The organism is Streptomyces sp. NPDC057010, from assembly GCF_042673805.1.
Classification (GTDB): domain Bacteria; phylum Actinomycetota; class Actinomycetes; order Streptomycetales; family Streptomycetaceae; genus Streptomyces.
This window is the reverse complement of record NZ_JBHUSC010000034.1, coordinates 21,137-46,954: the sequence shown is the minus strand read 5'-3', so window position 1 is coordinate 46,954 and position 25,818 is coordinate 21,137. Positions and strand designations below refer to the sequence as shown.

Here is a 25,818-nt window from a genome sequence, read left to right as displayed (position 1 = left end):
GTGCACTCGAAGCAAGGGTCTCCGGAGGGCTTCAGCGGGCCCGGTAGGGGCCGCCGATGCCCCACGCCTGGTGCAGGACCGCCGCGAACTCGCCCGCCAGGCGGTGCTCGCCGGAGGCGTTGGGGTGCGTGCCGTCGTAGGTGTCGTGGTGGATGTCGTACGCCTCCGGGCGCGCGGCCAGCAGGATCGGCGAGGCGGCGGTCGTCAGATCGGCGACCGCCTTCGCCAGCAGCTCGTTGAACCGGTCCACCTCGGCCGCGAACGGGGCGTCCTCCTCGGCGCGGACGTTCGGGATGACGGGGAGCAGGACCATCCGGACGGCCGGACGGGCCTCGCGGGCGGCCGCGATGAAGCGGCGGACGTTGGCGGCGGTCTCGTCGGCGGCCGTGTAGAAGCCGAGGTCTATCAGGCCGAGGGAGACGAGCAGGACGTCGGCCCGGCCCGCGCGGGCGGCGGGGCCGACGAGGGGCGCCATGTGCTGCCAGCCCTCGCCCCAGCCGGCGAGGTGCCGGCGGGCGTGCGGCGGGAAGCCGGGGTCGGCGTAGGCGTGGCTGGTGGGCGCGTCGGAGGAGGTGTCGTACAGCTCGCTGCGCGGGCCGACGATCTCGTAGGGGGCGCCGAGGGTGGAGTCCAGGTGCTGCCACATCCGGTAGCGCCAGGTGTAGTCGCCGGCGCGTCCGATGGTCATGGAGTCACCGACGAACATGAAACGCATCCGGTCATCATCGCGGATCACGCGACAGGCGCCCTTGTGATGCCGGACACGCCGAACGGGCTGGCAGGCTGGGGTAATGCGCCTGTTGCCGTCCTTCCCCGCCCGTGCCGCCGCCGCCGCGCTCGCCGCCCTCGTCGTCCTCGCCCTCGCCCTGCTGCCGGGCGGAGCGGCCCTCGCGGCCGACGCGCCCACGCCGGCGCCCGGTCCGGTGGCCTCGTCCTTCACCATCGCCGATCCGCGGATCAAGGAGTCCAGCGGGCTGGCGGCGAGCCGGATCCACCCCGGGGTGTACTGGACGCACAACGACAGCGACGACGGGCCGTACGTGTACGGCGTGGACTCGGCGACGGGCAGGACGGTGGCCCGGGTGACGCTCACGGGGATCGGGAAGCCGCGTGACGTCGAGGCGATCTCGCTGGGGCCCGACGGGCAGTTGTACGTCGGGGACATCGGCGACAACCGGGACGGGACCTGGGACCACGTGTGGATCTACCGCTTCCCGGAGCCGAAGGAACTGCGCGACGTCACCGTCCAGGCGGCGCAGTTCACGGTGCGGTACGCCGACGGGCCGCGGAACGCGGAGGCTCTGATGGTGCATCCGGTGACGGGGCGGGTGTACATCGCGAGCAAGAACGAGAGCAAGGGCGGGCTGTACGAGGGCCCGGAGCAGCTGTCGGCCACCGGGTCGAACGTGTTCCGGCGGATCGCGGACGTGCCGTGGGTGACGGACGGGGCGTTCTCCCCGGACGGCAGCCGGCTGACGCTGCGGGGGTACTTCTCGGCGCGGACGTACGGGTGGAAGGACGGGCGGCCGCAGGGCGAGGGCGAACGGGTGGACGCGCCGTGGCAGGGGCAGGCCGAGTCGGTGACGTACACGGCGGACGGCTCGGCGCTGATGTTCGGCGCGGAGGGTGAGGGCAGCCGCGTCGTCGCGGTCCCCCTGACCGCCGGCGCGGGGGCCTCGGCGGCCCCCGCGACCCCGCAGCCGGGCGCCCCCGCCGCGCCCCTGCCGGGCGAGGGCGGGAGCTTCACGAAGGGCGCCCTCGTTCTGGCGGGGGCGGCGGTGGTGCTGTTCGCCGCCAAGCGCCTGCTGCGCCGCCGCGCCGCGAAGTAGCGGGCGGCGCTGGGCTACTCCTCGCGGATCGGGATGCGGCCGTTCGGGGTGGCCGCGGGGGTCGGGGCCGTGTTCGGGGCCGTGGGGGTCTGGGACATCGAGGACAGGAGTTGGCGGGCCAGGCCCAGGCCCGTGCCGCCCATCGTCAGGGCCTTCGCGAACATCTCCGACATGCCCTCCGCCCCGTTGAGCAGGACCATGTGCTCCACGTTGCCGAACGCCCCCGCGCCCGCCTCGACGATCGCCGGCCAGTTCTCGGCCAGCTGCTGCGCGACGACCGCCTCCTGGTTCTCCGCCAGGGCCGCCGCCCGGGCCTTGATCGCTTCCGCCTCCGCCAGACCCTTCGCCTTCGCGGACTCGGCCGCCGCCAGGCCCTTCGCCTGCGTCGCCGCCGCCTCCGCCTCGCCCGTCGCGCGGGTCGCGGTCGCCGCCGCGAGGCCCCTGGCCTCGGTGGCCTTCGCGTCGGCCGCCGCCGCCGTCGTCACCCGTGTGGCCTCGGCGGCGGCCGCCAGTTCCGTCTCCTTCGCCTTGGCCTGCGCCGCCGAGATCCGGGCGTCGCGCTCCGCCTCCGCCCTGGTCCGGATCTCGTAGGCCGCCGCGTCCGCGGGCTTGCGTACGTCCGCCTGGAGCTGCTGCTCGCGCCGGTGCGCCTCCAGCTCCGCGACCCGCGTCTCCTGGACCACGACCTCCTGCCGGGCGGCGGCCTCGGAGAGCGGGCCCGCCTGCCGCGCGGCCGCGGCGGCCTTGTCACGTTCCGCCTGGTAGCCGGCCTGCAGGATCTCGCTGTCGCGCGTCGCCTCCGCCATCCGCGCCGACGCGGCCTGCTCGGCCTCCGTCGCCAGCCGGTTGGCCTCGGCCTGCGCGATCCGCGCGTCCCGCTGCACGGCGGCCGCGTGCGGCATCGCCAGGTTCTTGATGTAGCCGGTCGGGTCCTCGATCTCGTGGATCTGGAGCGAGTCGACGATCAGGCCGAGCTTCTCCATCTCCGTCCCGCACGCCATCCGGGTCTGCCCGGTCAGCTTCTCCCGGTCGCGGATCATGTCCTCGACCGTCAACCCGCCCACGATCGACCGCAGATGGCCGGCGAACACGATGTGCACCCGCTCGGGCATCATCTTCTGCTGGTCCAGGAAGCGGCGCGCCGCGTTCGCGATCGAGACGAGGTCGTCGCCGACCTTGAAGATCACCACTCCCTTGACCCGCAGCGGGATGCCCTGGTGGGTGACGCAGTCCACCGACAGCTGGGTCTCGTTGAGGTCCAGGGACAGTTTCCGCACCGCCTGCACGCCCGGCAGTACGAGCGTCCCGCGCCCGGTGACGATCCGGAACCCCATGCCCTCGCCGATGCCCTCGGTCTTGTGCGCGGATCCGGAGATGACGAGTGCCTCGTTGGGCTCGGCCACCCGCCACATGAGCTTGAACAGGCCGATCAAAGCCACGATTGCGGCGAGAACGATTCCCGCCACGACGCCGATAGCCATCGGCAACGCCCCCTTATCGCGGTGCCGTTCGACACCGACGAGGGCGAGTCTGCGCCGAACCGTTCCCTCAGAGAAGTGGCTGGATCATTCTTGTCGCCATCTTGATACGGACGCCCCGCCGGACCGGCTCAGTTGTCGTAGGCGGCCATCACGTACACCGTGCGCGGGGGCTGGTACTCGACGACCGTCACCACCGTCCCGACGGCCAGCCGGCCGGTCCCGGCGACCGGGTGCGCGAGGAAGTGCTCGGCCCCGCCGCGGATCCGGACGATGACCTCGCCGACCAGTCCCGGCCCGACCGTCCCGGTCACCCGGCCGGTCATGCCCACCATCTCCGTGTCGTCCCCCATGGCGTGAGCGTACCGGCCGGCTCCCGCCGGGGGCCGCCGCCCGAGTCACCCGTCCGGGCGTACGGCGACCCGGCGGATCAGCCCGCCGGCGCTCGCGGCGGGGCTACGAGTGGCCGAGGTCCGCGGCCGGGAGGTCGGACACCGGGACCGAGCCGGTGTCGGGGGACGGGCGCAGGGGGAATTCGTCCGCGGCCACGGAGTCCAGGACCGGCGGCGCCGGCCGCAGCGGCTTCGGCATGACCGCCGCCTCCGAGTGGCCCCCGCAGCCGTACGAGAGGGACACCAGCCGGCCGTCCGCCGGGCCGAACTCGTTCGCGCAGATGCCGAACGCCTGGCCCAGCGACCCGCCGATCTTCACGAGGAACCCGCACGACACGCAGGACGCCGGCGCCGCCTGCGCCATCGGGGTCTTCGCGCCGAAGGAGTCGTCCCAGCGGTCGGCCGCGCTGTGCAGCCCGTACCGCGAGAGGACCCGCCGGCGCCGCATGCCCAGTTCCTCGGCGACCGAGGTGATGGAGCCGCGCGCCGGGACGACCACGCGGTCGGTGACGTCGGCGTCCTCCGCCTCGACGAGTTCGGCCATCTCCTCGGAGACCACCGAGTTCGGCGGCGGCGCGTCCTCGTCCGACCAGCCCGGCTCCAGCCTCAGGTCGTCGGCGTCGGTGGGCAGCAGGTCGCCGGGGCCCATGTCGCCGGGGCGCAGCCGCTCGCTCCACGGCACCCACTCGGGGGCCAGGAGGGCGTCCTCGCCGGGCAGGAGCACCGTTTCGTCGAGCGTGACGTTCTTGGCGCGGGAGGCGCGGGTGACGGTGACGGCCCAGCGCCAGCCCCGGTAGCCCTGCTCCTTGGCCTCGAAGAAGTGGGTGACGACGCGGTCGCCCTCCGCGACGGCGGAGACGTGCTCTCCCACCACTCCGGGGTAGGCGGCCTCCTCGGCCGCCGCCCGGGCGAGCTCGACCGCCTCGACGCACAACCGGTCGGGGGCGGGCGTACGCGGGGTACGCGGGGTACGGCTTCGCGTCGTCGCAGCACTCACTGGTCTCGTTCTCTCCTACGCCGTCTCACGAGTGCGCCGTCCGTACTGTCGTCCACAACGACCCGGCGGTGCTGTCCGTACGAAGCGCGGGCGGAGCGGACCAGAGGGCCGCGTCGACGTCCGCACCCGATCGGACTCCGGGCGCACCTACCTGCTATCCATTCTGCGGGATCGCGAAGAGGCGCGCGGCCAAGAGCAACCGCCGGTGGCGCGCTACGCACGCTACCTCCTCCGGCGCCCCGGGCCCACATGCAAGGTCCGATTCGCGGACAAGCGGACGGGCCGCGACGCGCCGCAAGGGGTCCCGGAGGGTGCCTTGGGGCACTATGGCGAGTGTGGCACCCGTACGGTCGTCCGCCGACGGCTCGGGACCGGCCAGGCGGGCCGGCCGGGCCCTGGGGCGTGCCCTGCACATGCCGATCACGGGTCCGGCGCGGGGGATCCGGCGGGCCACGCACGCGCACGGGGCCGGTGAATCGGGCCTCGGCCGACTGATCGAGCTGCACGCCATCAACGGCGCCGGCGACGTCATGATCACGGTGGCGCTGGCCTCGACGGTGTTCTTCTCCGTCCCCACGGACGAGGCGCGCGGCCGGGTGGCCCTGTACCTGGCGATCACGATGGCCCCGTTCACCCTGCTGGCCCCGGTGATCGGTCCGCTGCTGGACCGGCTGCCGCACGGGCGGCGGGCGGCGATGGCGGCCGCGATGCTGACGCGGGCGCTGCTGGCGCTGATGATGTCGGGCGCGGTGGCCACGGGCGGGCTGGAGCTGTATCCGGCGGCGCTGGGCGTGCTGGTCGCCTCCAAGGCGTACGGGGTCGTGCGCAGCGCGGTGGTGCCGAGGCTGCTCCCGCCGAAGTTCTCCCTCGTCAAGGCGAACTCCCGGGTCACCCTGGCCGGGCTGCTGGCCACGGGCGCGGCAGCGCCGCTGGGGGCCGGGCTGCACGCGATCGGGCCGCCGTGGCCGCTGTACGGGGCCTGCGCGATCTTCGTCTGGGGGACGTTCGCGGCGTTCTCGCTGCCGCACAAGGTGGACGAGGCGAAGGGGGAGCGGCGGGCCAGGCTGTCGACGCACGAGGCGCACTCGCGGCGGCCGGGGCTGCGGACGGTGACGCCGTCGGTGCTGTGCGGGCTGCTGGCGAACGCCTCGATGCGCGGGCTGTCCGGGTTCCTGATCTTCTTCCTGGCGTTCCTGCTGCGCGAGCATCCCCTGTCGGGGCAGAACGCGGCGGTGTCGCTGGGGATCGTGGCGGTTTCGGCGGGCGTGGGGAACGCGTGCGGGACGGCGGTGGGGGCGTGGCTGCGGGCGCGGGCGCCGGAGGGGATCATCGCGGCGGTGCTGTGCCTGACGCTGGCGGCGGCCGTCTTCGCGGCGATCTTCTTCAGCGGGCTGATGATGGCCGTGCTGGGCGCCACGGCGGGGTTCTGCCAGGCCCTCGCCAAGCTGTCGCTGGACGCGATGATCCAGCGGGACGTTCCGGAGGCGGTGCGGACCTCCGCGTTCGCGCGCTCGGAGACCCTGCTGCAGGTGGCGTGGGTGCTGGGCGGCGCGATCGGCATCGCGCTCCCCCTGAACGGGGTGCTGGGCATGTCGGTCGCGGCGGCCGTGGTCGCCCTGGGCACGACGATGGCCCTCCGCGGCCTCCTGACGGCCCCCCGCCACGGCCACGCGCCACGACCACGCGTCGCGTAGCCGGGCCCCGTCCGGGGGTACGGCCAAGCGGGGGCCCCGCCCAGGCTCCCCGGGGCTCCGCCCCGGACCCCGCTCCTCAAACGCCGGAGGGGCTGGATTCCCCCTGCCGTCCCGCCGGTGCGGCAACCTCAGCGCCGCCGGCGTTTGAAGCGCCGCGGGAGGCAAATCCAGCCTCGCCGGCGTTTGAGGCGCGGGGTCCGGGGCAGCGCCCCGGCGACGGCGCCGCAGCCGGGCACGGCGGCCCCGCCGGGGCGGATGCGCGCCGCGCCGCAGGTCGGCGGTACCCCGTGCAGCGGCGCAGCCCAAGGGCCCGATAGCCTTCGGCTCATGACCGCACCGCTTTTCTCGGGTAGGGCCCGCCGCAGCGTCGCGGCCCTCGGAGCCGTGTCCGCCGGCCTCCTCCTCCTCTCCGCCTGCGACAAGCCGACTCCGCTGGCGACCGTGACCGTCGGCACCTCGTCGGTGTCCGCCGAGGCGGCCTGCCACGGCGGCTCGGAGCCGCTGTCCATGGACAAGGTCCAGGACTGCCTCACCAACCTGAAGGACGCCAAGACCATCGAGTACGCGCGTGGCGACACGCTGCGCCTCGGTGTCGAGCCCGAGGTCGTCGAGGACGGCAGGAAGTGGCAGGCGGTCCTCGACGGCCAGCCCATCACCGAGCCGTCCGAGAACACCTACCGCAGCTTCCCGGGCGCCGACGTCTTCGCGACCGGCGGCCAGGGCGAGGCCCCGTCCTCCAAGAAGCTCGCCTTCGTCCAGGTCGCCGAGGACGGCAAGCCGCTCTCCGTCTGGACCTTCAACCTCAAGCTCAAGTAGCCGGACGGCACCGGTGCGCGCGCTCGTCGTGACCGCGGTGGCGGCGGAGGCAGACTCCGTCCTCACCGGTCTCACCCCTCATCCTCATCCGGACGCCAACGGTCCTGAGCCGCGCACCCTGCCCGGGGGCTACCCGATCAGCCGCCGGGACCTCCCCGGCATCGCCTTCGACGTGCTCGTCGGGGGCGTCGGTCCGGCGGCCGCCGCCGCCGGGGCCGCGACCGCCCTCGCCCTGGGCCCGTACGACCTCGTCGTCTCGGCGGGCATCGGCGGCGGGTTCCAGCCCGCCGCCCCCCTCGGCTCGCTCGTCGTGGCGGACGCGATCGTCGCCGCCGACCTGGGGGCCGAAACCCCCGACGGTTTCGTCGACGTACGGGCCCTCGGGTTCGGGCACAGCGTGCACCTGCCGCCCGCCGAGCTGGCGGCCCTCGCCGCCGAGGCGACCGGGGCGCTGCTCGCGCCCGTGCTGACCGTCTCCACCGTCACCGGGACCGCCGCCCGCGCCGCCGGGCTCGCGGCCCGGCACCCGCTGGCCGGGGCCGAGGCCATGGAGGGCTTCGGGGTCGCGGAGGCGGCCGGCGCGCACGGGCTGCCCGTACTGGAGATCCGCGCCGTGTCCAACGCCGTGGGCCCGCGCGACCGTGCCGCCTGGCGGATCGGGGACGCGCTCGGCGCCCTCACCGACGGCTTCCGCGCGCTGGGCCCCGTACTCGCGAACTGGGGAGAACGCCTTGAACGCCACGAACGCAACGAACGCCACGACCGCTGACAGCGTGCGCATCGCCTACTCGCCCTGCCCGAACGACACGTTCGTCTTCGACGCCTGGGCGCACGGCCGCGTCCCGGGTGCGCCCGGCCTCGACGTGACCTTCGCCGACATCGACATCACCAACGGCATGGCCGAGCGCGGCGAGCTGGACGTGCTGAAGGTGTCGTACGCCGTCCTGCCCTGGGTGCTGGAGGAGTACGCGCTGCTGCCGTGCGGCGGGGCGCTGGGGCGTGGCTGCGGTCCGCTCGTGCTGACCCGCGAGGCGGGCCTGGACCTGGCCGGCAAGACCGTCGCCGTGCCGAGCGAACGCTCCACCGCCTACCTGCTGTTCCGGCTGTGGGCCGCCGACGTGCTGCCCGAGGGCGTCGGCAAGGTGGTCGTGCTGCCCTTCAACGAGATCATGCCCGCGGTGCGCGACGGCCGGGTGGACGCCGGACTGGTCATCCACGAGGCCCGGTTCACCTATCAGGACTACGGGCTGCACTGCCTGGCCGACATGGGCGAGCACTGGGAGTCCACGACCGGGCTGCCGATCCCGCTCGGCGCGATCATCGCCAAGCGCTCGCTGGGCGAGGAACGGCTGCGCGCGCTCGCCGAGTCGGCCCGTACGTCGGTCCTGATGGCGTGGGACGACCCGGAGGTCTCGCGGCCGTACGTACGCGCCCACGCGCAGGAGCTGGACCCGGCGGTCGCCGACCAGCACATCGGGCTCTACGTCAACGAGTTCACCGCCGACCTCGGCGAGGACGGCTACGCGGCCGTGCGCGGGCTGCTGACGCGGGCCGCCGCCGAGGGGCTGGTACCGGCCATTCCGTCGGGCGCGCTGAGCTTCCCGTAGTCGCCGAACGGCTGTGCCCCGCCGCTCTTTCGAGTGGCGGGGCACAGGTTTCGCGCGAGGATTCGCGGGATCAGACGTCGAGCTGGTCGGCGACCGCGCGCAGCAGTCCGGCGATCTTCGTGCCGTGCACCTTGTCGGGGTACCGGCCGCGCTCCAGCATCGGGGTGATGTTCTCGAGCAGCGTGGTGAGGTCCTGCACGATCGAGGCGAGCTCGTCGGGCTTGCGGCGCTGCGCCGCCGCGACGGAGGGGGCCGGGTCCAGGACCGTCACCGAAAGTGCCTGGTCACCGCGCTGGCCGGCGACGACACCGAACTCGACCCGCTGGCCGGGCTTGAGGGAGTCGACCCCGGCAGGGAGCACCGACGAGTGGACGAAGACGTCGCCGCCGTCGTCGCGGGAGAGAAAGCCGAAGCCCTTCTCACTGTTGAACCACTTGACCTTGCCGGTAGGCACGTCCGTCCTCTGTCCTTGTGCTCGTCGGGGTCCGGAGTCCGCGGAACGGCTCCGGATAACAGCGCAGCGGGCCATGTGTGACCCGCCACCTCAAGGCTAATGGTCCGGGGCCGTGTGACAAGACGTTCCCCGGCCCTACGCCGTCGGCTGCTTCAGGCAAGGGAACTACCCTGGTGAGGTGACTGTTACTCCTCATTCCGACGAAGCGCGGCCCGGCGACGCATTGGTCCGGGCCGGCGGCATCGTGTTCATCGCGGGCGCCGTGGCCACGCTGGTGACGATGGCCCCGCTGTTCCTGAACGTGGACCCGTTCCCGTCGTACGCGTGGGCCGTGTGCATGCTGATGGGCGTCGGCTTCGCGCTCGCCGCGGCGGGCGTGCTCCGCTCGGCGGCGGCGCAGCGGCGCGAGGCGCGGGCCTCGCAGACCGCCTGACCGGATCCCCGGGGCGCTCGCCTAGATCCCGGCCGGCTGGGAGGGCCGGGCCGGCCGGTCTACCTGGTCCTCCTGCTCCGCGACGTAGCGCGCGAGCCACGCCGGCAGCTCGGTGAGGTCCGCGAGCACCACGTCGGCACCCGCCTCCCGCAGTTCCGGCTCCGGGCACGGCCCCGTCGGCACGACCACAGACAGCGCGCCCGCCGTGCGGGCCCCGCGCACGTCCCCGACGTGGTCGCCGACGTAGACCTGGGCGCCGTACTCGCGCAGCGCACCGGCCTTGGCCTCCGCCCACAGCCAGCCGATGACCGCGTCCGGCTCGATGCCCAGGTGCGCCAGGTGCAGGCGGGCGTTGGGCTCGTGCTTGGCGGTGACGACGATCGCGCGGCCGCCGAGCGCCCGGACGGCCTCGACGGCCTCGCGCGCGCCCGGCATCGCCGGGGTCGGCTCGATGGCGTATGTGGGGTAGATCTCCCGGTAGCGGTCCGCCATGGCCGGGATCTCGGCCTGAGGGAACCAGTACGCGAGCTCCTCGTCCAGCGGCGGCCCCAGCCGCGTGACGGCCGCGTCGGCGTCGATGAACGTGCCCGTTTCGGCCGACAGGGCCTGGTAGGCGGCCTTGATGCCCGGCCGGGAATCGATGAGGGTCATGTCGAGGTCGAAGCCGACGGTGAGGTTCATACCGGCCATTGTGCCGACCCAAACCAACCGGAAGACCGCCCTCCGGACCAACAGCGGGGGAACGTGCACTCAAGCCCGCCTCACCGCCGAACGGCCGTCTGGGAAGAACCCACACGACGTTCGACGCCGTCGTCGAGGAGCACGTAGCGATCTGTGGAGGCTTATGCCCGGCCCAGGACGGCCGTCGGACGCCGTTGGTGAGGAGCGCGTAGCGATTTGAGGCGCCTGTCGGGGGCTGAGGTGCCTGTGGTCGCTGTTTGGTGACGGCCGGCCGCCTGCCCGGTCCGGGAAGCGGTCTGGACGAGCCCGGTGCCCGGCTGCTGCCGGAGCGGGGTCGGGCGTCTCTGGCGGGGCCGTCTGTCGTTGTTCTGGTCCGGCCCGTTCTTTTGGGGGTTTCCCGGTTGTCCTTTGTCTTTCCGGGGCGGGTCGGTCGGTCAAGGGTGGCCGTAGGCCATCGCGAAGCGACGCGACCGCAGGGAGCGCCCTTGAGGGACCGGCCCGACACGGAAGGACGATGGGCAGCCGGGAAACCCCCAAGGCCTCTCTGGTTCCGCCCGGCCGAGGCCCCGAGCCGTCCCCCGGCCCGGGGTGGGGCCCGAGGGGGTGAAGGCGCCGCACCCGCGCGGGGACCCGTACGGCCCCCGCCCTACAGGACGGCCCGCGCCCACCCCGGCACCGAGGGGGCGGGTGGGCAACCACCGCCCCGGAGCGGGGCCCGAGGGGGTGAAGGCCCCGCACCCGCGTGAGCCCGTACAGCCCCCGCCCCCAGCTACCGACGGCGGGCCCGCCACACCAGGTAGAGCACCGAGGCCAGGGCCGCGGCTCGCAGGAGCCAGGGCCACATGCCGTGCACGGTCCCGCTCAGCTGGTCTTCGGCCAGGGACTCGCCCCACTTGCCGTTCATGCGGCCCCACAGCCACACCGCCGCCCCCGCGAGCACCGCGCCGGGCGGGCCGAAGACCGCCCACTTGCGCTCGGCGGGCCGCAGCACGCGCGAGGCGTACGGGAGGAGCCAGCCGATGACGAGCAGCAGCCAGTAGCCGGTGACCGCGCCCACCACCAGGACGGCGGCGGCCAGCAGCAGGAAGGCGTTCGGCCGGGGCCGTCCGGCGGCCGGGGTCTGCGCCGCCGGTTCGGGGGCCGCCGCCTGCGCCTTCGCGCGCCGCCGCTCCCGCAGGAACCGTACGAGGGTCCGGGTGCGCGACTGCGGCGGGCCGGGCGGGGGCTCCGCCGGCTCCGCGGGCTGCTCCTCCGGGTCCTCCTTGAACAGGTCCGGGATCTCGATGCCGCCCGCGAAGCCCTCGACCTGCGGCCCCGCCCCGTACGAGCCCGGGGTGACCCGCCACCAGTCGGGCTCCTCCCCGCCGGAGGGGCCGAGTTCGTCCAGCCCGGCCAGGTGCGGCGGCACGTTCCGCGGCTCCGCCGCCGGCCGCGGCGCGGGCACCTGCTTGCGGCGGAGCAGGCCGGGCGCCCGCTGGGCGGGCACCGCGGGGGCGGGGTCCGGTTCGGGTGCCCCCGGTTCGGGTGCCCGGTAGGAAGGGGACGCCGACAGGGTGTCCAGGACCTCCTCCGGCGTGCCGATCCGCTCCAGGATGCGCCGTACGGCGGCCGGGGTCTCGGGGTCGTACCGGGCGCGCCGACGGTCGATCTCGTCCCGCAGCCCCGCCACCAGCCGCATGCGGTCGCCGGAGGACAGCTGCCGGCGCTGCGCCAAGTCCCCGACGCGGCTCAGATATTCGTAGACCAGATGGTCGCTCTCGATCCCCATGCCCCGGCTCCTCCCGTACCCCCTCCGGGAAAGGTAGCGCGTGCGCCCGTGGAGCGGCCGCGGGCTCAGCGGATACCGTGGGCCGGATGGGAACCGGCCGACTGACCGGCCGACGCGACCGGGAGGCGACTGTGCCCGAGGCAAGCACTGCGGGAGGATCCGGCGGAAGCGGAGCCCCGCGCTCCCTCGCCGAGGCGCTGCGCGCCCGCGACGACGCGGCACTCGCCGCGCTGCTGCGCGCCCGCCCCGACCTGCTGGGCCCGGTGCCCGGCGACGTCACCCAGCTGGCCACCCGCGCCGGAACGCGGGCCTCGGTGGTCCGCGCGCTGGAACGCCTCGACCGCTTCGCCCTGCAGACCGCGGAGGCGCTCGCGGTGGCCCCGGACCCGTGCCCGTACGAGGTGCTGGAGTCCTTGCTGACCGGCCAGGAGGGCACCACCGGCGAGGACAACGGGGCCCGCGCCGCCCTCCCCGGGGCCCTGGCCACCCTGCGCGACCAGGCCCTGGTGTGGGGCGGCGAGGACCGGCTGCGCCTGGTGCGCACCGCCCGCGAACTGCTCGCGCCCTCCGCGCAGCGGCCCTCGCCCACCGGCCTGGGGCCGACGGTCGCCGAGGCCACGGCCGGGATGTCGCCGACCCGGATCCAGGAGATCGTCGCCGCCGTCGGGCTGCCCGCCACCCACGACCCGGTGTCCGCCGTGAACGCGCTGACCGGGCTGTTCACCGACCCGGAGCGGATGTCCGCCCTGCTCGACGAGGCTCCGGCGGAGGCCCACCAGGTGCTGGGGCGGCTGGTGTGGGGGCCGCCGTACGGGGAGGTCACCCCGAACCCGACCGCGCCGGTGCGCTGGCTGCGCGACCGCGGGCTGCTGCTGCCGGCCTCGGCGCGGACCGTCGTACTGCCCCGCGAGGTGGCGCTGCACCTGCGCGGCGGCCTCGCGCACCGGGACACGGCGCCGGTGCCCCCGCCGGTGCCGGCGCACCGCGAGCACCGTCCACAGCTTGTGGACGCGAACGCCGCCGGGCAGGCGCTGGCCGCGCTGTCCACCGTCGAGGAGCTGGTGAAGTCCTGGGAACACACCGGTCCGCCAGTGCTGCGCGCGGGCGGGCTCTCCGTACGGGACCTGAAGCGGACCGCGGCCGCGCTGGACACGTCCGAGCCGCAGGCGGCGTTCTGGATCGAACTGGCCTACGCCGCCGGGCTGCTGGCCAGCGACGGCGAGGCCGACGAGCGGTACGCGCCCACCCCCGCCTTCGACGACTGGTGCGAACTGCCGCCCGCCGAGCGGTGGTCGGTGCTGGCGGAGGCCTGGCTGCCCGCGACCCGTACGGCCGGACTGGCCGGCGAGCAAGACGCCAAGGGCCGCACCCTCTCCGTGCTCGGCCCCGACCTCGACCGCTCCGCCGCCCCCGAGGTGCGCCGCCGGGTCCTGGAACTCCTCGACGCCCTGCCCGAGGGTGCCTCCGCCGACCCGGACGCGCTGCTGGACCGGCTCGCGTGGGAGCGTCCCGTACGCAGCGCGAGCGATCTGCGGGCCCGCCTCGCGCACTGGACGCTGACCGAGGCGGAGGTCCTCGGCGTCACAGGCCGGGGCGCGCTGAGCGCGTTCGGCCGCGCCCTGCTGGAACACCGCGACGCGGCGCCGCTGTTGGCCCCCCTCCTGCCGGAGCCGGTGGACCACGTCCTGCTCCAGGCCGACCTGACGGCGGTGGCCCCCGGCCCGTTGCGCCGGCCGCTCGGGGACACCCTGGCGGTGCTCGCGGACGTGGAATCCAAGGGCGGGGCGACGGTGTACCGCTTCACGCCCGGGTCGGTGCGCCGCGCCCTGGACGCCGGGCACGCCGCCGCCGACCTGCACGCCTTCCTCGCGGAGCACAGCCGCACGCCGGTCCCGCAGCCGCTGGCCTACCTGATCGACGACGTGGCCCGGCGCCACGGCCACCTGCGTGTCGGCGCGGCCTCCTCCTACGTCCGCTGCGACGACGACGCCATGCTGGGCGAGATCCTGGCCGACAAGCGTTCGGCCGGGCTGGGTCTGCGCCGCCTCGCCCCGACCGTCCTGGCCGCCCAGGCCGAACCCGGCGCCCTCCTCGACGGGTTGCGGGCGATGGGCTACGCGCCGGCCGCGGAGTCCCGTACCGGTGACGTGCTGGTGGCCCGGGCCGACGCCCACCGCACCCCGGCGCGCACGGCGCCCGTTCCGGTGCCGGACGGCCCGCCGGTACCAGACGACACCCTGCTGGGGGCGGCCGTACGGGCCATCCGCGCGGGCGACCTGGCGGCGACGGCGGTCCGCAAGGAGCCGGCCTCGGCCTCGGTCGTCCCCGGTGAACTCCCGCGTACGAGCGCGGCGGAAACCCTGGCGACGGTCCAGGCGGCCGCCCTGACGGGCTCGGCGGTCTGGATCGGCTACGTCAACGCGGACGGCGCCGCCAGCCAGCGGGTCATCGCCCCGGTCCGCGTGGAGGGCGGCTTCGTCACGGGCTACGACCACACGGCGGACGAGGTCCGCACGTACGCCCTCCACCGCATCACGGGCGTGGCAGAACTGGCGGAGGACCACCTCTGATCCCAGCCCCGCCGGGCCATTCCAGCCCCGCCGGCGTTTGAGGCGCGGGGCCCGGGGCGGAGCCCCGGCAACGGCGCCGCACCCGTATCCCCCAAGCCCCCGCAGGAAAAACGGCTGGCGGGCCGCCAGGCCACCCCGCACCCTGGGCACATGCAACAGCCGCCCGACCGCCGCATCCGCGCCCACCACACCGACACCACCATCACCGTCTACCAGGCCTACGCCCCCCGCCTGGGGGAACCGGCCGCCCGCGACAACCGCTTCCCGCCCGCCTGGAAGCGCGAGCGGATGACGTGGATCAAGCCGTCGTTCCTGTGGATGATGTACCGCTGCGGCTGGGCCACGAAGACCGACCAGGAGACGGTCCTGGCGATCGAGATCACCCGCTCCGGCTTCGACGAGGCCCTGCGCCGCGCCTGCCTCTCCCACTACGAACCCCGCACCCACACCGACCGGGCGGACTGGCAGCGCCGACTGGCCGGCTCCCCCGTCCGCGTCCAGTGGGACCCGGAGCGCGACCTCCACCTCAACCCGCTGCCGCACCGCTCGCTCCAGCTGGGCCTGTCCGGGCCGGCCTCACGGGCGTACGCCGACGAGTGGACGGTCTCCATCCGCGACGTCACCCCGCTGGCCCGGGAGATCCACGGCCTGCTCCGCGCCGGCGACACGGACGCCGCCCGGGCCCTGCTCCCGGTGGAAACCCCCTACCCCTGCGGCCCGTTGCCTCACCTCGGAGCGTAGTCGACCCGCCCGGCGTCGAACGGCCACACCTCGCGCAGCCAGGTGCGCACGGCCTCGTACACCACCCGGTCCAGGTGCGCCCGGTCCGCGCGCACCCAGGAGCTCACCTGGACCCGCCCCGGGTCTTCCTTGCCCGGGTAGATGTACAGGCATCCGATGACCTCGCGGTCCCCTTCGAGCACGCTGTACGTGAACCCGCGCCGCTCGGCGAAGTCCCGCGCGTGCCGGGCCAGATCGCGTAGGTTCGCCTCGGCGGACATGCCCTCCACGGGCGGCCAGCCGCGCCCCGTGAAACCGGGCGTGGCCCGGACGTGCGCGATGCTCCCGGTCCAGGCGGCGAGGTCCCGCTCGTTGTGCTCCTCCCCCAGCGGCTCCAGCCGGAACCCGGCGCCCTCCAGGCCGGCCGGCACCTCGAAGCCCTCGGGCACGAAACTCTGCTGCTCATCACTCATGCCCGGACCCTACGCACCCCTTCCGCGGGCGGCAGCGGCTTTTCCACCACCCCGCCCGCGGAGCGATACGGCAGACTGGAGGTTTGGCCGTCCGCGCCCGGGCGGCCACCCCACGCCGGAAAGGGACGTGTGTGAACGGGCCTCTCATCGTCCAGAGCGACAAAACCCTCCTCCTCGAGGTCGACCACGAGCTCGCCGGGGCGGCGCGCCGCGCCATCGCTCCCTTCGCCGAGCTGGAGCGCGCTCCCGAGCACATCCACACCTACCGGATCACCCCGCTCGGCCTGTGGAACGCCCGGGCCGCCGGGCACGACGCCGAGCAGGTCGTGGACGCGCTCGTCGAGTACTCCCGCTACCCCGTCCCGCACGCGCTGCTCGTCGACGTGGCCGAGACGATGGCCCGCTACGGCCGCCTCACCCTCTCCAAGCACCCCGTGCACGGACTGGTCCTGACCAGCACCGACCGGCCCGTGCTGGAGGAGATCCTGCGTTCCAAGCGGATCACCCCGCTCGTCGGGGCGCGGCTCGACCCCGACACCGTGGCCGTGCACCCCTCCGAGCGCGGGCAGATCAAGCAGACGCTGCTCAAGCTGGGCTGGCCGGCCGAGGACCTCGCCGGGTACGTCGACGGCGAGGCCCACCCGATCGACCTCGCCGAGAACGGATGGGCGCTGCGCCCGTACCAGCAGCAGGCCGTCGAGGGCTTCTGGCACGGCGGCTCCGGGGTGGTCGTGCTGCCGTGCGGCGCCGGCAAGACGCTGGTCGGCGCCGGTGCCATGGCGAAGGCCAAGGCGACGACGCTGATCCTGGTCACGAACACCGTCTCGGCCCGCCAGTGGAAGCACGAGCTGGTCAAGCGGACCTCGCTGACGGAGGACGAGATCGGCGAGTACAGCGGTACGAGGAAGGAGATCCGGCCCGTCACGATCGCCACGTACCAGGTCCTGACGACGAAGCGGAAGGGCATCTACCCGCACCTGGAGCTCTTCGACTCCCGGGACTGGGGCCTGATCGTCTACGACGAGGTGCACCTGCTGCCCGCGCCGGTCTTCAAGTTCACCGCCGACCTGCAGGCCCGCCGGCGCCTCGGCCTGACGGCCACCCTCGTACGGGAGGACGGGCGGGAGTCGGACGTCTTCTCCCTCATCGGGCCCAAGCGGTTCGACGCCCCGTGGAAGGAGATCGAGGCGCAGGGCTACATCGCGCCGGCGGACTGCGTGGAGGTCCGGGTCAACCTCACCGAGTCGGAGCGGCTCGCGTACGCGACCGCCGAGACGGAGGAGAAGTACCGCTTCTGTGCGACGACGGCGACGAAGCGGAAGGTGACGGAGGCGCTGGTGCGCAAGCACCAGGGCGAGCAGACGCTGGTCATCGGGCAGTACATCGACCAGCTCGACGAGCTGGGCGAGCACCTGGACGCCCCCGTCATCAAGGGCGAGACCTCCAACGCGCAGCGCGAGAAGCTCTTCGACGCGTTCCGCGAGGGCGAGATCAGCGTGCTGGTCGTGTCGAAGGTCGCGAACTTCTCCATCGACCTGCCGGAGGCCACGGTCGCCATCCAGGTGTCGGGCACCTTCGGCTCCCGGCAGGAGGAGGCGCAGCGGCTGGGCCGGGTGCTGCGGCCGAAGGCGGACGGGCACGAGGCGCGGTTCTACTCGGTGGTCGCCCGCGACACCATCGACCAGGACTTCGCGGCGCACCGCCAGCGCTTCCTCGCCGAGCAGGGGTACGCCTACCGGATCATGGACGCCGACGAGCTGCTGGCGAGCGACTGAGGACGGCGAGCAGCGGGACGCACCACACCCACAGGTGCGGCCAGTGCAGGAGCAGGGCCCGGCCGGTGTCGGGGAAGTGCCGGGCCCAGAAGTCGGCGGAGGCCTGCGGGAGGACCAGCAGGCCGAGCAGGGCCGTGCCGGTGAAGGCGGCGAGGGCGGTCAGCGCGGCGCGGACGCGTCGGGTGAGCAGCAGGTACGGGATGAAGAGCGCCGGGGCCAGGGTGATCCCGGCGGCGGTGCCGAGTGCGAAGCCCTTGCCGAGCGCGGCGGCCGGCCGGCCCAGGTCCCACACGGCCAGGCAGGCGAGGGCGAGGTTGACCTGGCCGGGCAGCGGGGCCTGGAAGAACGGCTCCAGCCAGAGCCCTCCGATGGTGGCGGCGAGGACGGGCCCGGTCCTGGCGCGCAGTCCCGCGAGGCGGCAGGACAGCAGGATCAGCAGGGCGAGCAGGCCGGCGTTGCCGAGGACGAGCACGGCCTTGAGCAGGCCCGCGGGCAGCCAGGCGGCGGGCGTGAAGAGGATCGCGGCGAACGGCGGATAGGCGGCGGGCGGCTGCCATTCGGCGGCCGAGAAGCCGTGCACGAGGGCGTCTGCCATCGGCACGCGCAGGGCGATGCAGAGCACCCCCAGCACGAGCAACGACCCGGCGGCGAGCCCACCGGCGAACGGCGACGGCGAGCGACCGGGAACGGGACTGCGGGTCACGGGCGTGACCCTAGTGGATCAGTGCCCGTGCGCCGCGCGGCCCGTCGGTATCCGGACACCACCCGGGCAGGCTGCGCGGGTGCCGGGGATCAGCGGCGTATGACGCCCGCGTCCTCGGCGTATTCGCCCAGGACGACGACGCTCACGGCGGTCGCCGCGAAGACCTTGGCGGCCCTCAGCACGCTGCCGAACCGGTGGCGCGGGCGGGAGTCGGAGGTGGCGGTGGCGCCGCTAGGGCGGCCGCCCTGGATCTCGGTGAAGGTTGCGGTGCTCATGTATCCATGGTGCGTTTCCGGCCGCCCCGCCGCATCGCCCTGCGGGCTTAACCTCAAGGCCTCCCGCGTCCTCCTCTCGGCCCATTGCCGCCCCCTAGTGGCTCTGCCCGAGGTTTGACACTCCCAGGTATGACACCCGTTCGGAGGTCCCGCCGCGAGGGGACTTCCGGCCCCCTTAATCCATTCGCGCCGCCCCATCCCAGTGGCTAGAATCTCCGCTCTTGCCGCCTCCCGCAGCCCCATCGGGGAGAGCCGCCCGCCGGACGGCAACCGGCGGGCTCCTGTTTCCCCACATCCCCCGCTGGAGGCAGTCCCGTGTCCGCGCACGCCCCCGAATCCGCCCCGGAGCACCAGGCACGACACGACGCGGAATCCGATCCGCTCGCCCGTGAGCGCGCGCACCTCACCGCCTCGCGCGCCGCGCTGCGCGCCATGCGCGAGGACGTCGAGGCCCTCGACATCCGCGACGTCACCGCGAACTGGGTCAACGCGGTCGTCCTCCAGGCCCAGATCGACGACCGCATCAAGGCCCTCGCCGACCTCGCCCACACGCCGCTCTTCTTCGGCCGCCTGAACTACCTGCACGCCCCGGGAGCGGAGCTCGCCGAGGGCGCGGAGGGCGAGCACCCGCTGCCGGAGGCAGCCAATGGGCCGCTGTACATCGGCCGCCGCCACGTCCACGACTCCGACGGCGACCCGATGGTCATCGACTGGCGCGCGCCCGTCTCCCAGCCGTTCTACCGGGCCTCCAAGAAGGACCCGCAGGACATCGGGCTGCGCCGCCGCTTCGGCTACACCGGCGGCGAGCTGACGGCGTACGAGGACGAGCACCTCTCCGACCCCGCCGAGGCGGCGGCGGTCAGCAAGCTGCTCCAGCAGGAGATCGAACGGCCGCGCGTCGGCCCCATGCGGGACATCGTCGCGACGATCCAGCCCGAGCAGGACGAGATCGTCCGCTACGGCCTGTCCGGTTCCGTCTGCGTGCAGGGCGGCCCCGGCACCGGGAAGACGGCCGTCGGCCTGCACCGCGTCGCGTACCTCCTCTACGCCCACCGCGACCGGCTGGCCCGCACCGGCACGCTGGTCATCGGGCCGAACCGTTCCTTCCTGCACTACATCGAGCAGGTCCTGCCCGCCCTCGGCGAGCTGGAGGTCAAGCAGGCCACCGTCGACGACCTGGTCGCGCGCGACGGCCTGGAGGTACGCGGCGCGGACGCGGCCGAAACCGCCGTGGTCAAGGGCGACGCCCGGATGGCGCAGGTGCTGGGCCGTGCCGTCCGCTCGCACGTCACGGCGCCCACCGAGGCGCTGATGGTGGTCCGCGGTTCGCGCCGCTGGCGCGTGCCCTCGTACGAGCTGGCCGAGATGGTCGAGGAGCTGCAGAACCGCGACATCCGCTACGGGGCCGCGCGCGACGCGCTGCCGCAGCGCATCGCGCACGCGGTCCTCGTACGGATGGAGCAGGCGGGCGAGGCCCCGGACGACCGCGTGCAGGACGCGGTGGCGCGCAACGCCGCGGTCAAGGCGGCGGTGAAGGAGATCTGGCCGCCGGTCGACCCGGCGAAGCTGGTGCTGCGGCTCCTCTCCGACGCCGAGTTCCTGGCTCTGCACGCGGAGGGTGTCCTGACGGCCGACGAACAGAAGCTGCTGCTCTGGCCGAAGCCGTTCAGGAGCGTGAAGTCGGCGAAGTGGTCGGCGGCGGACCTCGTGCTGATCGACGAGGCGGCGGACCTGGTGGAGCGCACGCATTCGCTGGGCCACGTGGTCGTCGACGAGGCGCAGGACCTGTCGCCGATGCAGTACCGGGCGGTGGGGCGGCGCTGCACGACGGGCTCGGCCACGGTGCTGGGCGACCTCGCGCAGGGCACCACCCCGTGGGCCACGCGCAGCTGGGACGAGGCCCTCGCGCACCTGGGCAAGCCGGCGGCCGTGCTGGAGGAGCTGACGGCGGGCTTCCGCGTGCCGCGCGAGGTGATCGCGTACGCGTCGCGCCTGCTGCCGTCGATCTCCCCGGGGCTGGCCCCGGTCTCCTCGGTCCGCGAGACGCCGGGCTCGCTGGTCGTCACGGAGACGGCCGATCTGGCGGCGTCGGTGGTCGAGGCCTGCCGGGCCGCCCTGGTGCACGAGGGCTCGGTCGGCCTGATCGCGGCGGACGCGCGGATCCCGGTCCTGGCGGAGACGTTGCGGGCGGCGGGTCTGGCGTACCTCGCGCCGGGCGAGGAGACGACGGCGGAGGCCCGCCTGACCCTGGTCCCGGCCTCACTGGCCAAGGGCCTGGAGTACGACTACGTCGTGCTGGACGAGCCGGCGGCGATCGTCGACGGCGAGCCGGACGAACGGACCGGCCTGCGCCGCCTGTACGTCTGCCTCACCCGGGCCGTGTCGGGCCTCCGCCTCCTCCACACGGCCCCGCTCCCGGCCGCCCTGTCCTGACCCGCGGCTCCGCTCCCGGGGGTCAGGACAGGGCGGCTCGCCATGCGGCGACGGCGGCGGGCGAGACCGGGCGGCCCCAGCCGTCGGGGCGGGCCGCGCCGCCGATGTGGAAGGCGTCGATGCCGGCGCCGCGCAGCACCGGCAGGTGGGACAGCGCCAGGCCGCCGCCGACCAGGATCCGCGGCCCGTACCCGGGCTCGCCCCGCCGCGCCGCCTCCGCCACGAGCACCGGCAGGCCCTCGTCGACCCCGGCGGCCGAGCCCGCCGTCAGGTAGGTGTCCAGACCGGGCAGGTCCGCCAGCGCCTTGCGCAGCCCGTCGCGGTCCGCGGCCCGGTCGATCGCCCGGTGGAAGGTCCAGCGGCAGCCGCCGAGCTCCGCCGTCAGCGCCTCGACCGCGGTCAGGTCGGGGGTGCCGTCCGGGTTCAGGAAGCCGAGGACGAACTCCTCCGCCCCTTCCGCCCGCAGCTCCCGCGCCGCCCCGACCAGTACGGAGAGGTCGCCCGCGGCGAAACCGTCCGTCTTCCGGAGCATCACGCGCAGCGGAATGTCGACCGCCGCCCTGATCGCCGCGAAGGTCTCGCGCGGCGGGGTGAGCCCGTCGGCGGCCATGTCGGTGACCAGCTCGAGTCGGTCCGCTCCACCGGCCTGGGCCGCGACCGCGTCCTCCACGTCGAGGGCGATCACCTCCAGGAGCGCACGGTTGCTCATTCGATCCCATCCTTCGGAAGACTGGCGAACCAGCGAAAATAGGTCTAGTCCAATATCCAGGGTACGGGCCTCCACCACCGCTCCACCAGCACAATCACGCCACCCCCACAATGTGCCCATGGACACAGGCACCCCGCACACCGACACGACCGCCCTTCGCGCCCACTGGCGGGAGACCACCGCCGCCGCCGGAGCGCCGGCCGACCGCGATCCGGAGCCCTACGCCGACCGCCTCCTCACCGCCTGGGCGGAGCCGCAGCGCCGCTACCACACCACCGCGCACCTGGCCGACGTACTCGCGCGGATCGACGTACTGGCGCCGCACGCCGCCGACCCCGCCGCCGTGCGCCTCGCCGCCTGGTTCCACGACGCCGTCTACCGCCCCGACCGCTCCGAGAACGAGGAGCGCAGCGCCGCCCTCGCCGAGCGCGCCCTCCCCGAGCTGGGCATCGACGCCGCCCGCACCGCCGAGGTGGCCCGGCTGGTCCGGCTGACCGTCACCCACGACCCCGCCCCCGGCGACACCAACGGCGAGGCGCTGTGCGATGCGGACCTGGCCGTCCTCGCGGGGGACGCGGGCGCCTACGCCGCCTACGCCGCCGCCGTCCGCGCCGAGTACGGCTTCGTCCCCGACGAAGCCTTCCGCGCCGGCCGGGCGGCCGTACTGCGCCAGCTGCTCGACCTGCCGCGGCTCTTCCGCACCCCGTACGGCGCCGCCCACTGGGAGGCCCCGGCCCGCGCGAACCTCGGCGCCGAGCTCGCCCGGCTCACCGAGCCCGCCTGATGTCACGCAACTGACACACGCCCGGGGAATTTGATCCCGTTCGCCATGGTTGGTGACAGTCATGCCCGCAGCCGACGCACGCCCCCGCATGCCCATCGCCGTCTACGTCCTCGGTCTCTCCGTCTTCGCGCTCGGGACCAGCGAATTCATGCTCTCGGGCCTGCTGCCGCCCATCGCCGCGGACATGGACGTCACCATCCCGCAGGCGGGCCTGCTCATATCCGCGTTCGCGATCGGCATGGTCGTCGGGGCGCCGCTGCTGGCCGTGGCCACGCTGCGGCTGCCGCGCCGCACCACCCTCATCTCCCTCATCAGCCTCTTCGGCCTCGGGCAGGTCGCGGGCGCGCTGGCCCCCTCGTACGAGCTCCTCTTCGCCTCCCGCGTGGTCTCGGCCCTCGCCTGCGCCGGCTTCTGGGCCGTCGGCGCGGCCGTGGCCATCGCCATGGTCGACAAGGACCAGCGGGCCCGCGCGATGGCCGTCATGATCGGCGGCCTGTCCATCGCCAACGTCCTCGGCGTGCCCGCCGGCGCCTTCCTCGGGGAGCACCTGGGCTGGCGCTCCGCGTTCTGGTCGGTCGGCGCGGCCTCGGCGATCGCCCTCGCCGGCATCCTGGTGCTGATCCCGAAGATCCCGCTGCCCGCCGAGAAGCCGTCGCTCGGGCGCGAGCTGCGCATCTACCGCGACCGCCAGGTGTGGCTCGCCATCGGGATCACGGCCCTGGCCGCGGGCGGCGTGTTCTGCGCCTTCAGCTACCTGTCGCCGCTGCTCACGGACGTGGCCGGGCTGGAGTCGGGCTGGGTCCCGTGGATCCTCGCCCTGTTCGGCATCGGCGCCCTGGCCGGCACCACGGCCGGCGGCCGGGTCGCCGACGCGCACCTGTTCGGCGTGATGATCTGGGGCATCACCGCCTCGACCGTCTTCCTGACCGCGCTCGCCCTGCTGGCGTCGTTCCAGGTCGCGGCGATCGCCCTCGCCTTCCTGATCGGCTTCTCGGCCTTCTTCACCGCCCCGGCGCTCAACGCCCGCATGTTCAACGTGGCCGGCGCCGCCCCGACCCTGGCCGGCGCCACCACCACGGCCGCCTTCAACCTCGGCAACACCGGCGGCCCCTGGCTGGGCGGCACCGTCATCGACGCGGACCTCGGCTTCTCCGCCACCGCCTGGGCGGGCGCCGCCATGACCCTCACCGCGATCGCCCTGACCACGGTCGCCCTCCGCCTGGACCGCCGCACCCCACCCCGCACGACCCGCGTGGTCACCTCTTCAACCCCCACCCCGGCAACCCCGGTAACCGAACACGCCTAGGCCGTCGCCCGGCCCTTCGGGCGGCGCAGGCCGGCCGCCGTGAGGCGGCGGACCAGTTCCTTGCTGCCGATCTCGACCGCGCCCGCGCCGACCGCGTCGGCGTAGCGGTGCGACGGGACGTCGTAGTGGTCCCGCTCGAAGGCGCGCGGCGGGCAGCCGATGCCCGCCGCGAAGGCGTGCAGTTCCTCGTACGAGACGTCGCTGACCAGGTGCGACCACATGCGGCCGTGGCCCGGCCAGGTCGGCGGGTCGATGTACAGCGTCACCGGCGGCTCACCGGCCTCACCGGCCCGGGTGGAAGACGGGGCCGAGCGCGCCCACGGCCGCCACCCTCACACCGGCCTCCGAGCACACCCAGTGCGGGTCCGGCCCCAATTCCGGCTCCACGTCCAGCGCGTGCGGGTCTCCGTGCTCGCATACGGGGCACAGCGGCCAGCGCCCGTACTTCTCCAGCAGCGCGTCCTGCACGTCCTGGGCGACGAGTCCGGCAAGGTAGTCGACCCCCTCCGGCCACTGCTCCACCCACCACCGGCGGTGTGTGACCGAGTCCTCGACGAGGGAGACGACATCGGCATCGGCGACCTCGCCGGCGGCGAGATCGGCGAGAACAAGTGCACGTGCGACGTGCAGCGCCTGCTCCAGGGGGGTTGCGTGGTCCATGCGCTCATTTTGACCCCTCCCCGCCCATAAGGGGAGGGGATGCCCGCCCCGCACTGCCCGGCGGACCGCTGGTCACCGCGCGGCCGGCCACACACGGTACGGGTGTACGCACGCTCCGGCAGCGGCAGGCCCCCGCCCGTGCCGCGCCGCCAACGCGGTGGACGGCGCACGAAGCCGGGAGGCGCACCGGGCGCGCCCGGCCTCCCGGGGCTCCGGCAGTGCCACCATGGCGCCAGCGCAAGAGCCGCAGCCCCAGCCCGCAGCCACCCCACAGCCGCCAGGAGGCCCCGTCGATGACCCCCGCGCACGCCGCGCTCCGCGCACAGCTCGACACCCTGACCACCGAGGCCTTCCGCCCCGAGCTCGCCGAGATCGACCGGCTCTCCACCCTCGACATCGCCCGCACCATGAACGCCGAGGACGCCACCGTCCCGGCCGCCGTCGCCGCCCAACTCCCGCACATCGCCACCGCGATCGACGCGATCGCCGTACGGATGGCACGCGGCGGGCGGCTGGTCTACGCGGGCGCCGGCACGGCCGGGCGGATGGGCGTGCTGGACGCCAGCGAGTGCCCGCCCACCTTCAACACCGACCCCGCCGAGGTCGTCGGCCTCATCGCGGGCGGCCCCTCCGCCATGTTCCGGGCCGTCGAAGGCGCCGAGGACTCCGGGGAGTTGGCCGCGCGGGACCTCACCGCGCTGGACCTCACCCCCGACGACACGGTGATCGGCATCTCGGCCTCCGGCCGCACCCCGTACGCGATCGGCGCCGTCGAGTTCGCCCGTACGCGCGGCGCGCTCACCGTCGGGCTCTCCTGCAACGCCGGCTCCGCGCTCGCCGCGGCCGCCGAACACGGCATCGAGGTCGTCGTCGGCCCCGAACTGCTCACCGGGTCCACCCGCCTGAAGGCCGGCACCGCGCAGAAGCTCGTCCTCAACCTCATCTCGACGATCACCATGATCCGCCTGGGCAAGACGTACGGGAACCTCATGGTCGACATGCGCTCCTCGAACGAGAAGCTGCGGGCCCGCGCCCGGCGCATCGTGGCGCTGGCCACCGGCGCGCCCGACGAGGAGATCGAGGCCGCGCTGACCGCCACCGGCGGCGAGGTCAAGAACGCCGTCCTCGTCATCCTCGGCGCGGTCGACGCCGCGCGGGCCGCCGCCCTGCTGGCCGCCTCCCGCGGCCACCTCCGCGAGGCCCTGGCCCAGACGCCCCGGACCAGCTGACCCCTCTCCCTCCCCACGCAAGGCGCCCCCAC

General features: G+C 74.3%; 26 protein-coding genes. 13 read left to right on the top strand and 13 right to left on the bottom strand.

Annotation, left to right across the window (positions count from 1 at the left end; translation table 11 throughout):
- Positions 1-31 precede the first annotated feature (31 nt).
- Positions 32-715: a GDSL-type esterase/lipase family protein gene (locus ACFTXQ_RS25110; RefSeq protein ID WP_382644395.1), complete on the bottom strand. Its 684-nt coding sequence runs from the start codon at positions 713-715 to the stop codon at positions 32-34.
- A 76-nt stretch (positions 716-791) separates the two neighbouring features.
- On the opposite strand from ACFTXQ_RS25110, the gene ACFTXQ_RS25105 reads away from it, so the two are divergent.
- On the top strand, positions 792-1,829 hold the full coding sequence (locus tag ACFTXQ_RS25105) for a WD40 repeat domain-containing protein (protein ID WP_382644394.1): 1,038 nt from the start codon (positions 792-794) through the stop codon (positions 1,827-1,829).
- Positions 1,830-1,843: 14 nt separating this feature from the next.
- On the opposite strand, the gene ACFTXQ_RS25100 is transcribed toward ACFTXQ_RS25105, so the two are convergent.
- The 3 genes from ACFTXQ_RS25100 to ACFTXQ_RS25090 all read right to left on the bottom strand — a co-directional run bounded on the left by ACFTXQ_RS25100 (position 1,844) and on the right by ACFTXQ_RS25090 (position 4,696).
- The gene (locus ACFTXQ_RS25100; protein WP_382644392.1) at positions 1,844-3,310 is read right to left on the bottom strand and encodes a flotillin family protein; all 1,467 of its coding nucleotides are present in this window, start codon (positions 3,308-3,310) and stop codon (positions 1,844-1,846) included.
- 128 nt (positions 3,311-3,438) lie between these two features.
- Positions 3,439-3,660 carry a hypothetical protein gene (locus ACFTXQ_RS25095; protein WP_382644390.1) on the bottom strand — a complete coding sequence of 74 codons (222 nt, stop codon included), beginning with the start codon at positions 3,658-3,660 and terminating at the stop codon, positions 3,439-3,441.
- Positions 3,661-3,763: 103 nt separating this feature from the next.
- Positions 3,764-4,696: a DUF3027 domain-containing protein gene (locus ACFTXQ_RS25090; protein ID WP_382644388.1), complete on the bottom strand. Its 933-nt coding sequence runs from the start codon at positions 4,694-4,696 to the stop codon at positions 3,764-3,766.
- Positions 4,697-5,022: 326 nt separating this feature from the next.
- Between ACFTXQ_RS25090 and ACFTXQ_RS25085 the strand changes: the two genes are divergently transcribed.
- From ACFTXQ_RS25085 to ACFTXQ_RS25070, 4 genes are all read left to right on the top strand, one after another.
- Positions 5,023-6,390 carry an MFS transporter gene (locus tag ACFTXQ_RS25085; protein WP_382644386.1) on the top strand — a complete coding sequence of 456 codons (1,368 nt, stop codon included), beginning with the start codon at positions 5,023-5,025 and terminating at the stop codon, positions 6,388-6,390.
- Positions 6,391-6,717: 327 nt separating this feature from the next.
- Positions 6,718-7,206 carry a DUF2771 domain-containing protein gene (locus tag ACFTXQ_RS25080; RefSeq protein ID WP_382644384.1) on the top strand — a complete coding sequence of 163 codons (489 nt, stop codon included), beginning with the start codon at positions 6,718-6,720 and terminating at the stop codon, positions 7,204-7,206.
- A gap of 13 nt (positions 7,207-7,219) precedes the next feature.
- Positions 7,220-7,975, top strand: a complete 756-nt coding sequence (locus tag ACFTXQ_RS25075) for a futalosine hydrolase (protein ID WP_382644382.1) — start codon at positions 7,220-7,222, stop codon at positions 7,973-7,975.
- Positions 7,938-8,813, top strand: a complete 876-nt coding sequence (locus tag ACFTXQ_RS25070; RefSeq protein WP_382644380.1) for a 1,4-dihydroxy-6-naphthoate synthase — start codon at positions 7,938-7,940, stop codon at positions 8,811-8,813. Before ACFTXQ_RS25075 ends, ACFTXQ_RS25070 begins: the two co-directional genes overlap by 38 nt.
- Before the next feature lie 70 nt (positions 8,814-8,883).
- Here the strand turns inward: ACFTXQ_RS25070 and ACFTXQ_RS25065 are convergent, their stop codons facing one another.
- Complete coding sequence (locus tag ACFTXQ_RS25065; RefSeq protein WP_322975534.1) at positions 8,884-9,267, bottom strand: cold-shock protein; 384 nt, start codon at positions 9,265-9,267, stop codon at positions 8,884-8,886.
- A 178-nt stretch (positions 9,268-9,445) separates the two neighbouring features.
- Here ACFTXQ_RS25065 and ACFTXQ_RS25060 point away from each other — a divergent pair, with 178 nt between their 5' ends.
- Complete coding sequence (locus ACFTXQ_RS25060; protein ID WP_382644378.1) at positions 9,446-9,700, top strand: hypothetical protein; 255 nt, start codon at positions 9,446-9,448, stop codon at positions 9,698-9,700.
- Positions 9,701-9,721: 21 nt separating this feature from the next.
- Here the strand turns inward: ACFTXQ_RS25060 and ACFTXQ_RS25055 are convergent, their stop codons facing one another.
- Both ACFTXQ_RS25055 and ACFTXQ_RS25050 read right to left on the bottom strand, forming a co-directional pair.
- Positions 9,722-10,390, bottom strand: a complete 669-nt coding sequence (locus ACFTXQ_RS25055; protein ID WP_382644376.1) for an HAD family hydrolase — start codon at positions 10,388-10,390, stop codon at positions 9,722-9,724.
- Positions 10,391-11,150: 760 nt separating this feature from the next.
- Complete coding sequence (locus ACFTXQ_RS25050; RefSeq protein ID WP_382644375.1) at positions 11,151-12,149, bottom strand: hypothetical protein; 999 nt, start codon at positions 12,147-12,149, stop codon at positions 11,151-11,153.
- A gap of 86 nt (positions 12,150-12,235) precedes the next feature.
- Here ACFTXQ_RS25050 and ACFTXQ_RS25045 point away from each other — a divergent pair, with 86 nt between their 5' ends.
- Both ACFTXQ_RS25045 and ACFTXQ_RS25040 read left to right on the top strand, forming a co-directional pair.
- Positions 12,236-14,719 carry a helicase-associated domain-containing protein gene (locus tag ACFTXQ_RS25045; RefSeq protein WP_382644372.1) on the top strand — a complete coding sequence of 828 codons (2,484 nt, stop codon included), beginning with the start codon at positions 12,236-12,238 and terminating at the stop codon, positions 14,717-14,719.
- A 150-nt stretch (positions 14,720-14,869) separates the two neighbouring features.
- On the top strand, positions 14,870-15,460 hold the full coding sequence (locus ACFTXQ_RS25040) for a DUF4291 domain-containing protein (RefSeq protein ID WP_382644370.1): 591 nt from the start codon (positions 14,870-14,872) through the stop codon (positions 15,458-15,460).
- On the opposite strand, the gene ACFTXQ_RS25035 is transcribed toward ACFTXQ_RS25040, so the two are convergent.
- Positions 15,445-15,912, bottom strand: coding sequence for an N-acetyltransferase (locus ACFTXQ_RS25035; protein ID WP_382644368.1), 468 nt, complete (start codon positions 15,910-15,912; stop codon positions 15,445-15,447). The two genes, ACFTXQ_RS25040 and ACFTXQ_RS25035, sit on opposite strands and share 16 nt — an antisense overlap.
- A 131-nt stretch (positions 15,913-16,043) precedes the next feature.
- Here ACFTXQ_RS25035 and ACFTXQ_RS25030 point away from each other — a divergent pair, with 131 nt between their 5' ends.
- Positions 16,044-17,687 carry a DNA repair helicase XPB gene (locus ACFTXQ_RS25030; RefSeq protein WP_382644366.1) on the top strand — a complete coding sequence of 548 codons (1,644 nt, stop codon included), beginning with the start codon at positions 16,044-16,046 and terminating at the stop codon, positions 17,685-17,687.
- Here the strand turns inward: ACFTXQ_RS25030 and ACFTXQ_RS25025 are convergent.
- Together ACFTXQ_RS25025 and ACFTXQ_RS25020 are read right to left on the bottom strand one after the other, a co-directional pair.
- On the bottom strand, positions 17,653-18,390 hold the full coding sequence (locus tag ACFTXQ_RS25025) for a glycosyltransferase family 87 protein (RefSeq protein WP_382644364.1): 738 nt from the start codon (positions 18,388-18,390) through the stop codon (positions 17,653-17,655). The two genes, ACFTXQ_RS25030 and ACFTXQ_RS25025, sit on opposite strands and share 35 nt — an antisense overlap.
- Positions 18,391-18,479: 89 nt before the next feature.
- On the bottom strand, positions 18,480-18,665 hold the full coding sequence (locus ACFTXQ_RS25020; RefSeq protein WP_382644363.1) for a hypothetical protein: 186 nt from the start codon (positions 18,663-18,665) through the stop codon (positions 18,480-18,482).
- A gap of 432 nt (positions 18,666-19,097) precedes the next feature.
- Between ACFTXQ_RS25020 and ACFTXQ_RS25015 the strand changes: the two genes are divergently transcribed.
- Positions 19,098-21,098, top strand: a complete 2,001-nt coding sequence (locus ACFTXQ_RS25015; RefSeq protein ID WP_382644438.1) for a HelD family protein — start codon at positions 19,098-19,100, stop codon at positions 21,096-21,098.
- 22 nt (positions 21,099-21,120) lie between these two features.
- Here the strand turns inward: ACFTXQ_RS25015 and ACFTXQ_RS25010 are convergent, their stop codons facing one another.
- Positions 21,121-21,807 carry a copper homeostasis protein CutC gene (locus tag ACFTXQ_RS25010; protein ID WP_382644361.1) on the bottom strand — a complete coding sequence of 229 codons (687 nt, stop codon included), beginning with the start codon at positions 21,805-21,807 and terminating at the stop codon, positions 21,121-21,123.
- Positions 21,808-21,925: 118 nt separating this feature from the next.
- On the opposite strand from ACFTXQ_RS25010, the gene ACFTXQ_RS25005 reads away from it, so the two are divergent.
- On the top strand, positions 21,926-22,591 hold the full coding sequence (locus ACFTXQ_RS25005) for a hypothetical protein (protein WP_382644359.1): 666 nt from the start codon (positions 21,926-21,928) through the stop codon (positions 22,589-22,591).
- 88 nt (positions 22,592-22,679) lie between these two features.
- Positions 22,680-23,897 (top strand): Cmx/CmrA family chloramphenicol efflux MFS transporter, encoded by a 1,218-nt coding sequence (locus ACFTXQ_RS25000; protein WP_382644436.1) that lies wholly within the window; start codon positions 22,680-22,682, stop codon positions 23,895-23,897.
- On the opposite strand, the gene ACFTXQ_RS24995 is transcribed toward ACFTXQ_RS25000, so the two are convergent.
- Both ACFTXQ_RS24995 and ACFTXQ_RS24990 read right to left on the bottom strand, forming a co-directional pair.
- Complete coding sequence (locus tag ACFTXQ_RS24995; protein ID WP_382644357.1) at positions 23,894-24,163, bottom strand: DUF4031 domain-containing protein; 270 nt, start codon at positions 24,161-24,163, stop codon at positions 23,894-23,896. The genes ACFTXQ_RS25000 and ACFTXQ_RS24995 overlap by 4 nt on opposite strands.
- Before the next feature lie 16 nt (positions 24,164-24,179).
- The gene (locus tag ACFTXQ_RS24990) at positions 24,180-24,557 is read right to left on the bottom strand and encodes a hypothetical protein (protein WP_382644355.1); all 378 of its coding nucleotides are present in this window, start codon (positions 24,555-24,557) and stop codon (positions 24,180-24,182) included.
- A gap of 293 nt (positions 24,558-24,850) precedes the next feature.
- Between ACFTXQ_RS24990 and murQ the strand changes: the two genes are divergently transcribed.
- Positions 24,851-25,786 (top strand): N-acetylmuramic acid 6-phosphate etherase, encoded by a 936-nt coding sequence (gene murQ / locus ACFTXQ_RS24985; RefSeq protein ID WP_382644353.1) that lies wholly within the window; start codon positions 24,851-24,853, stop codon positions 25,784-25,786.
- Positions 25,787-25,818 lie beyond the last annotated feature (32 nt).

Coding starts and splice junctions, on each gene's coding strand:
- ACFTXQ_RS25105 (WP_382644394.1), top strand. CDS start 792: ATGCGCCTGTTGCCGTCCTTCCCCGCCCGTGCCGCCGCCGCCGCGCTC.
- ACFTXQ_RS24990 (WP_382644355.1), bottom strand. CDS start 24,557: ATGGACCACGCAACCCCCCTGGAGCAGGCGCTGCACGTCGCACGTGCA.
- ACFTXQ_RS25015 (WP_382644438.1), top strand. CDS start 19,098: ATGCGCGAGGACGTCGAGGCCCTCGACATCCGCGACGTCACCGCGAAC.
- ACFTXQ_RS25080 (WP_382644384.1), top strand. CDS start 6,718: ATGACCGCACCGCTTTTCTCGGGTAGGGCCCGCCGCAGCGTCGCGGCC.
- ACFTXQ_RS25050 (WP_382644375.1), bottom strand. CDS start 12,149: ATGGGGATCGAGAGCGACCATCTGGTCTACGAATATCTGAGCCGCGTC.
- ACFTXQ_RS25085 (WP_382644386.1), top strand. CDS start 5,023: ATGGCGAGTGTGGCACCCGTACGGTCGTCCGCCGACGGCTCGGGACCG.
- ACFTXQ_RS25000 (WP_382644436.1), top strand. CDS start 22,680: ATGCCCATCGCCGTCTACGTCCTCGGTCTCTCCGTCTTCGCGCTCGGG.
- ACFTXQ_RS25020 (WP_382644363.1), bottom strand. CDS start 18,665: ATGAGCACCGCAACCTTCACCGAGATCCAGGGCGGCCGCCCTAGCGGC.
- ACFTXQ_RS25005 (WP_382644359.1), top strand. CDS start 21,926: ATGGACACAGGCACCCCGCACACCGACACGACCGCCCTTCGCGCCCAC.
- ACFTXQ_RS25055 (WP_382644376.1), bottom strand. CDS start 10,390: ATGGCCGGTATGAACCTCACCGTCGGCTTCGACCTCGACATGACCCTC.
- ACFTXQ_RS25110 (WP_382644395.1), bottom strand. CDS start 715: ATGCGTTTCATGTTCGTCGGTGACTCCATGACCATCGGACGCGCCGGC.
- ACFTXQ_RS25095 (WP_382644390.1), bottom strand. CDS start 3,660: ATGGGGGACGACACGGAGATGGTGGGCATGACCGGCCGGGTGACCGGG.
- ACFTXQ_RS25100 (WP_382644392.1), bottom strand. CDS start 3,310: ATGGCTATCGGCGTCGTGGCGGGAATCGTTCTCGCCGCAATCGTGGCT.
- ACFTXQ_RS25035 (WP_382644368.1), bottom strand. CDS start 15,912: ATGAGTGATGAGCAGCAGAGTTTCGTGCCCGAGGGCTTCGAGGTGCCG.
- ACFTXQ_RS25010 (WP_382644361.1), bottom strand. CDS start 21,807: ATGAGCAACCGTGCGCTCCTGGAGGTGATCGCCCTCGACGTGGAGGAC.
- ACFTXQ_RS25045 (WP_382644372.1), top strand. CDS start 12,236: ATGGGAACCGGCCGACTGACCGGCCGACGCGACCGGGAGGCGACTGTG.
- ACFTXQ_RS25040 (WP_382644370.1), top strand. CDS start 14,870: ATGCAACAGCCGCCCGACCGCCGCATCCGCGCCCACCACACCGACACC.
- murQ (WP_382644353.1), top strand. CDS start 24,851: ATGACCCCCGCGCACGCCGCGCTCCGCGCACAGCTCGACACCCTGACC.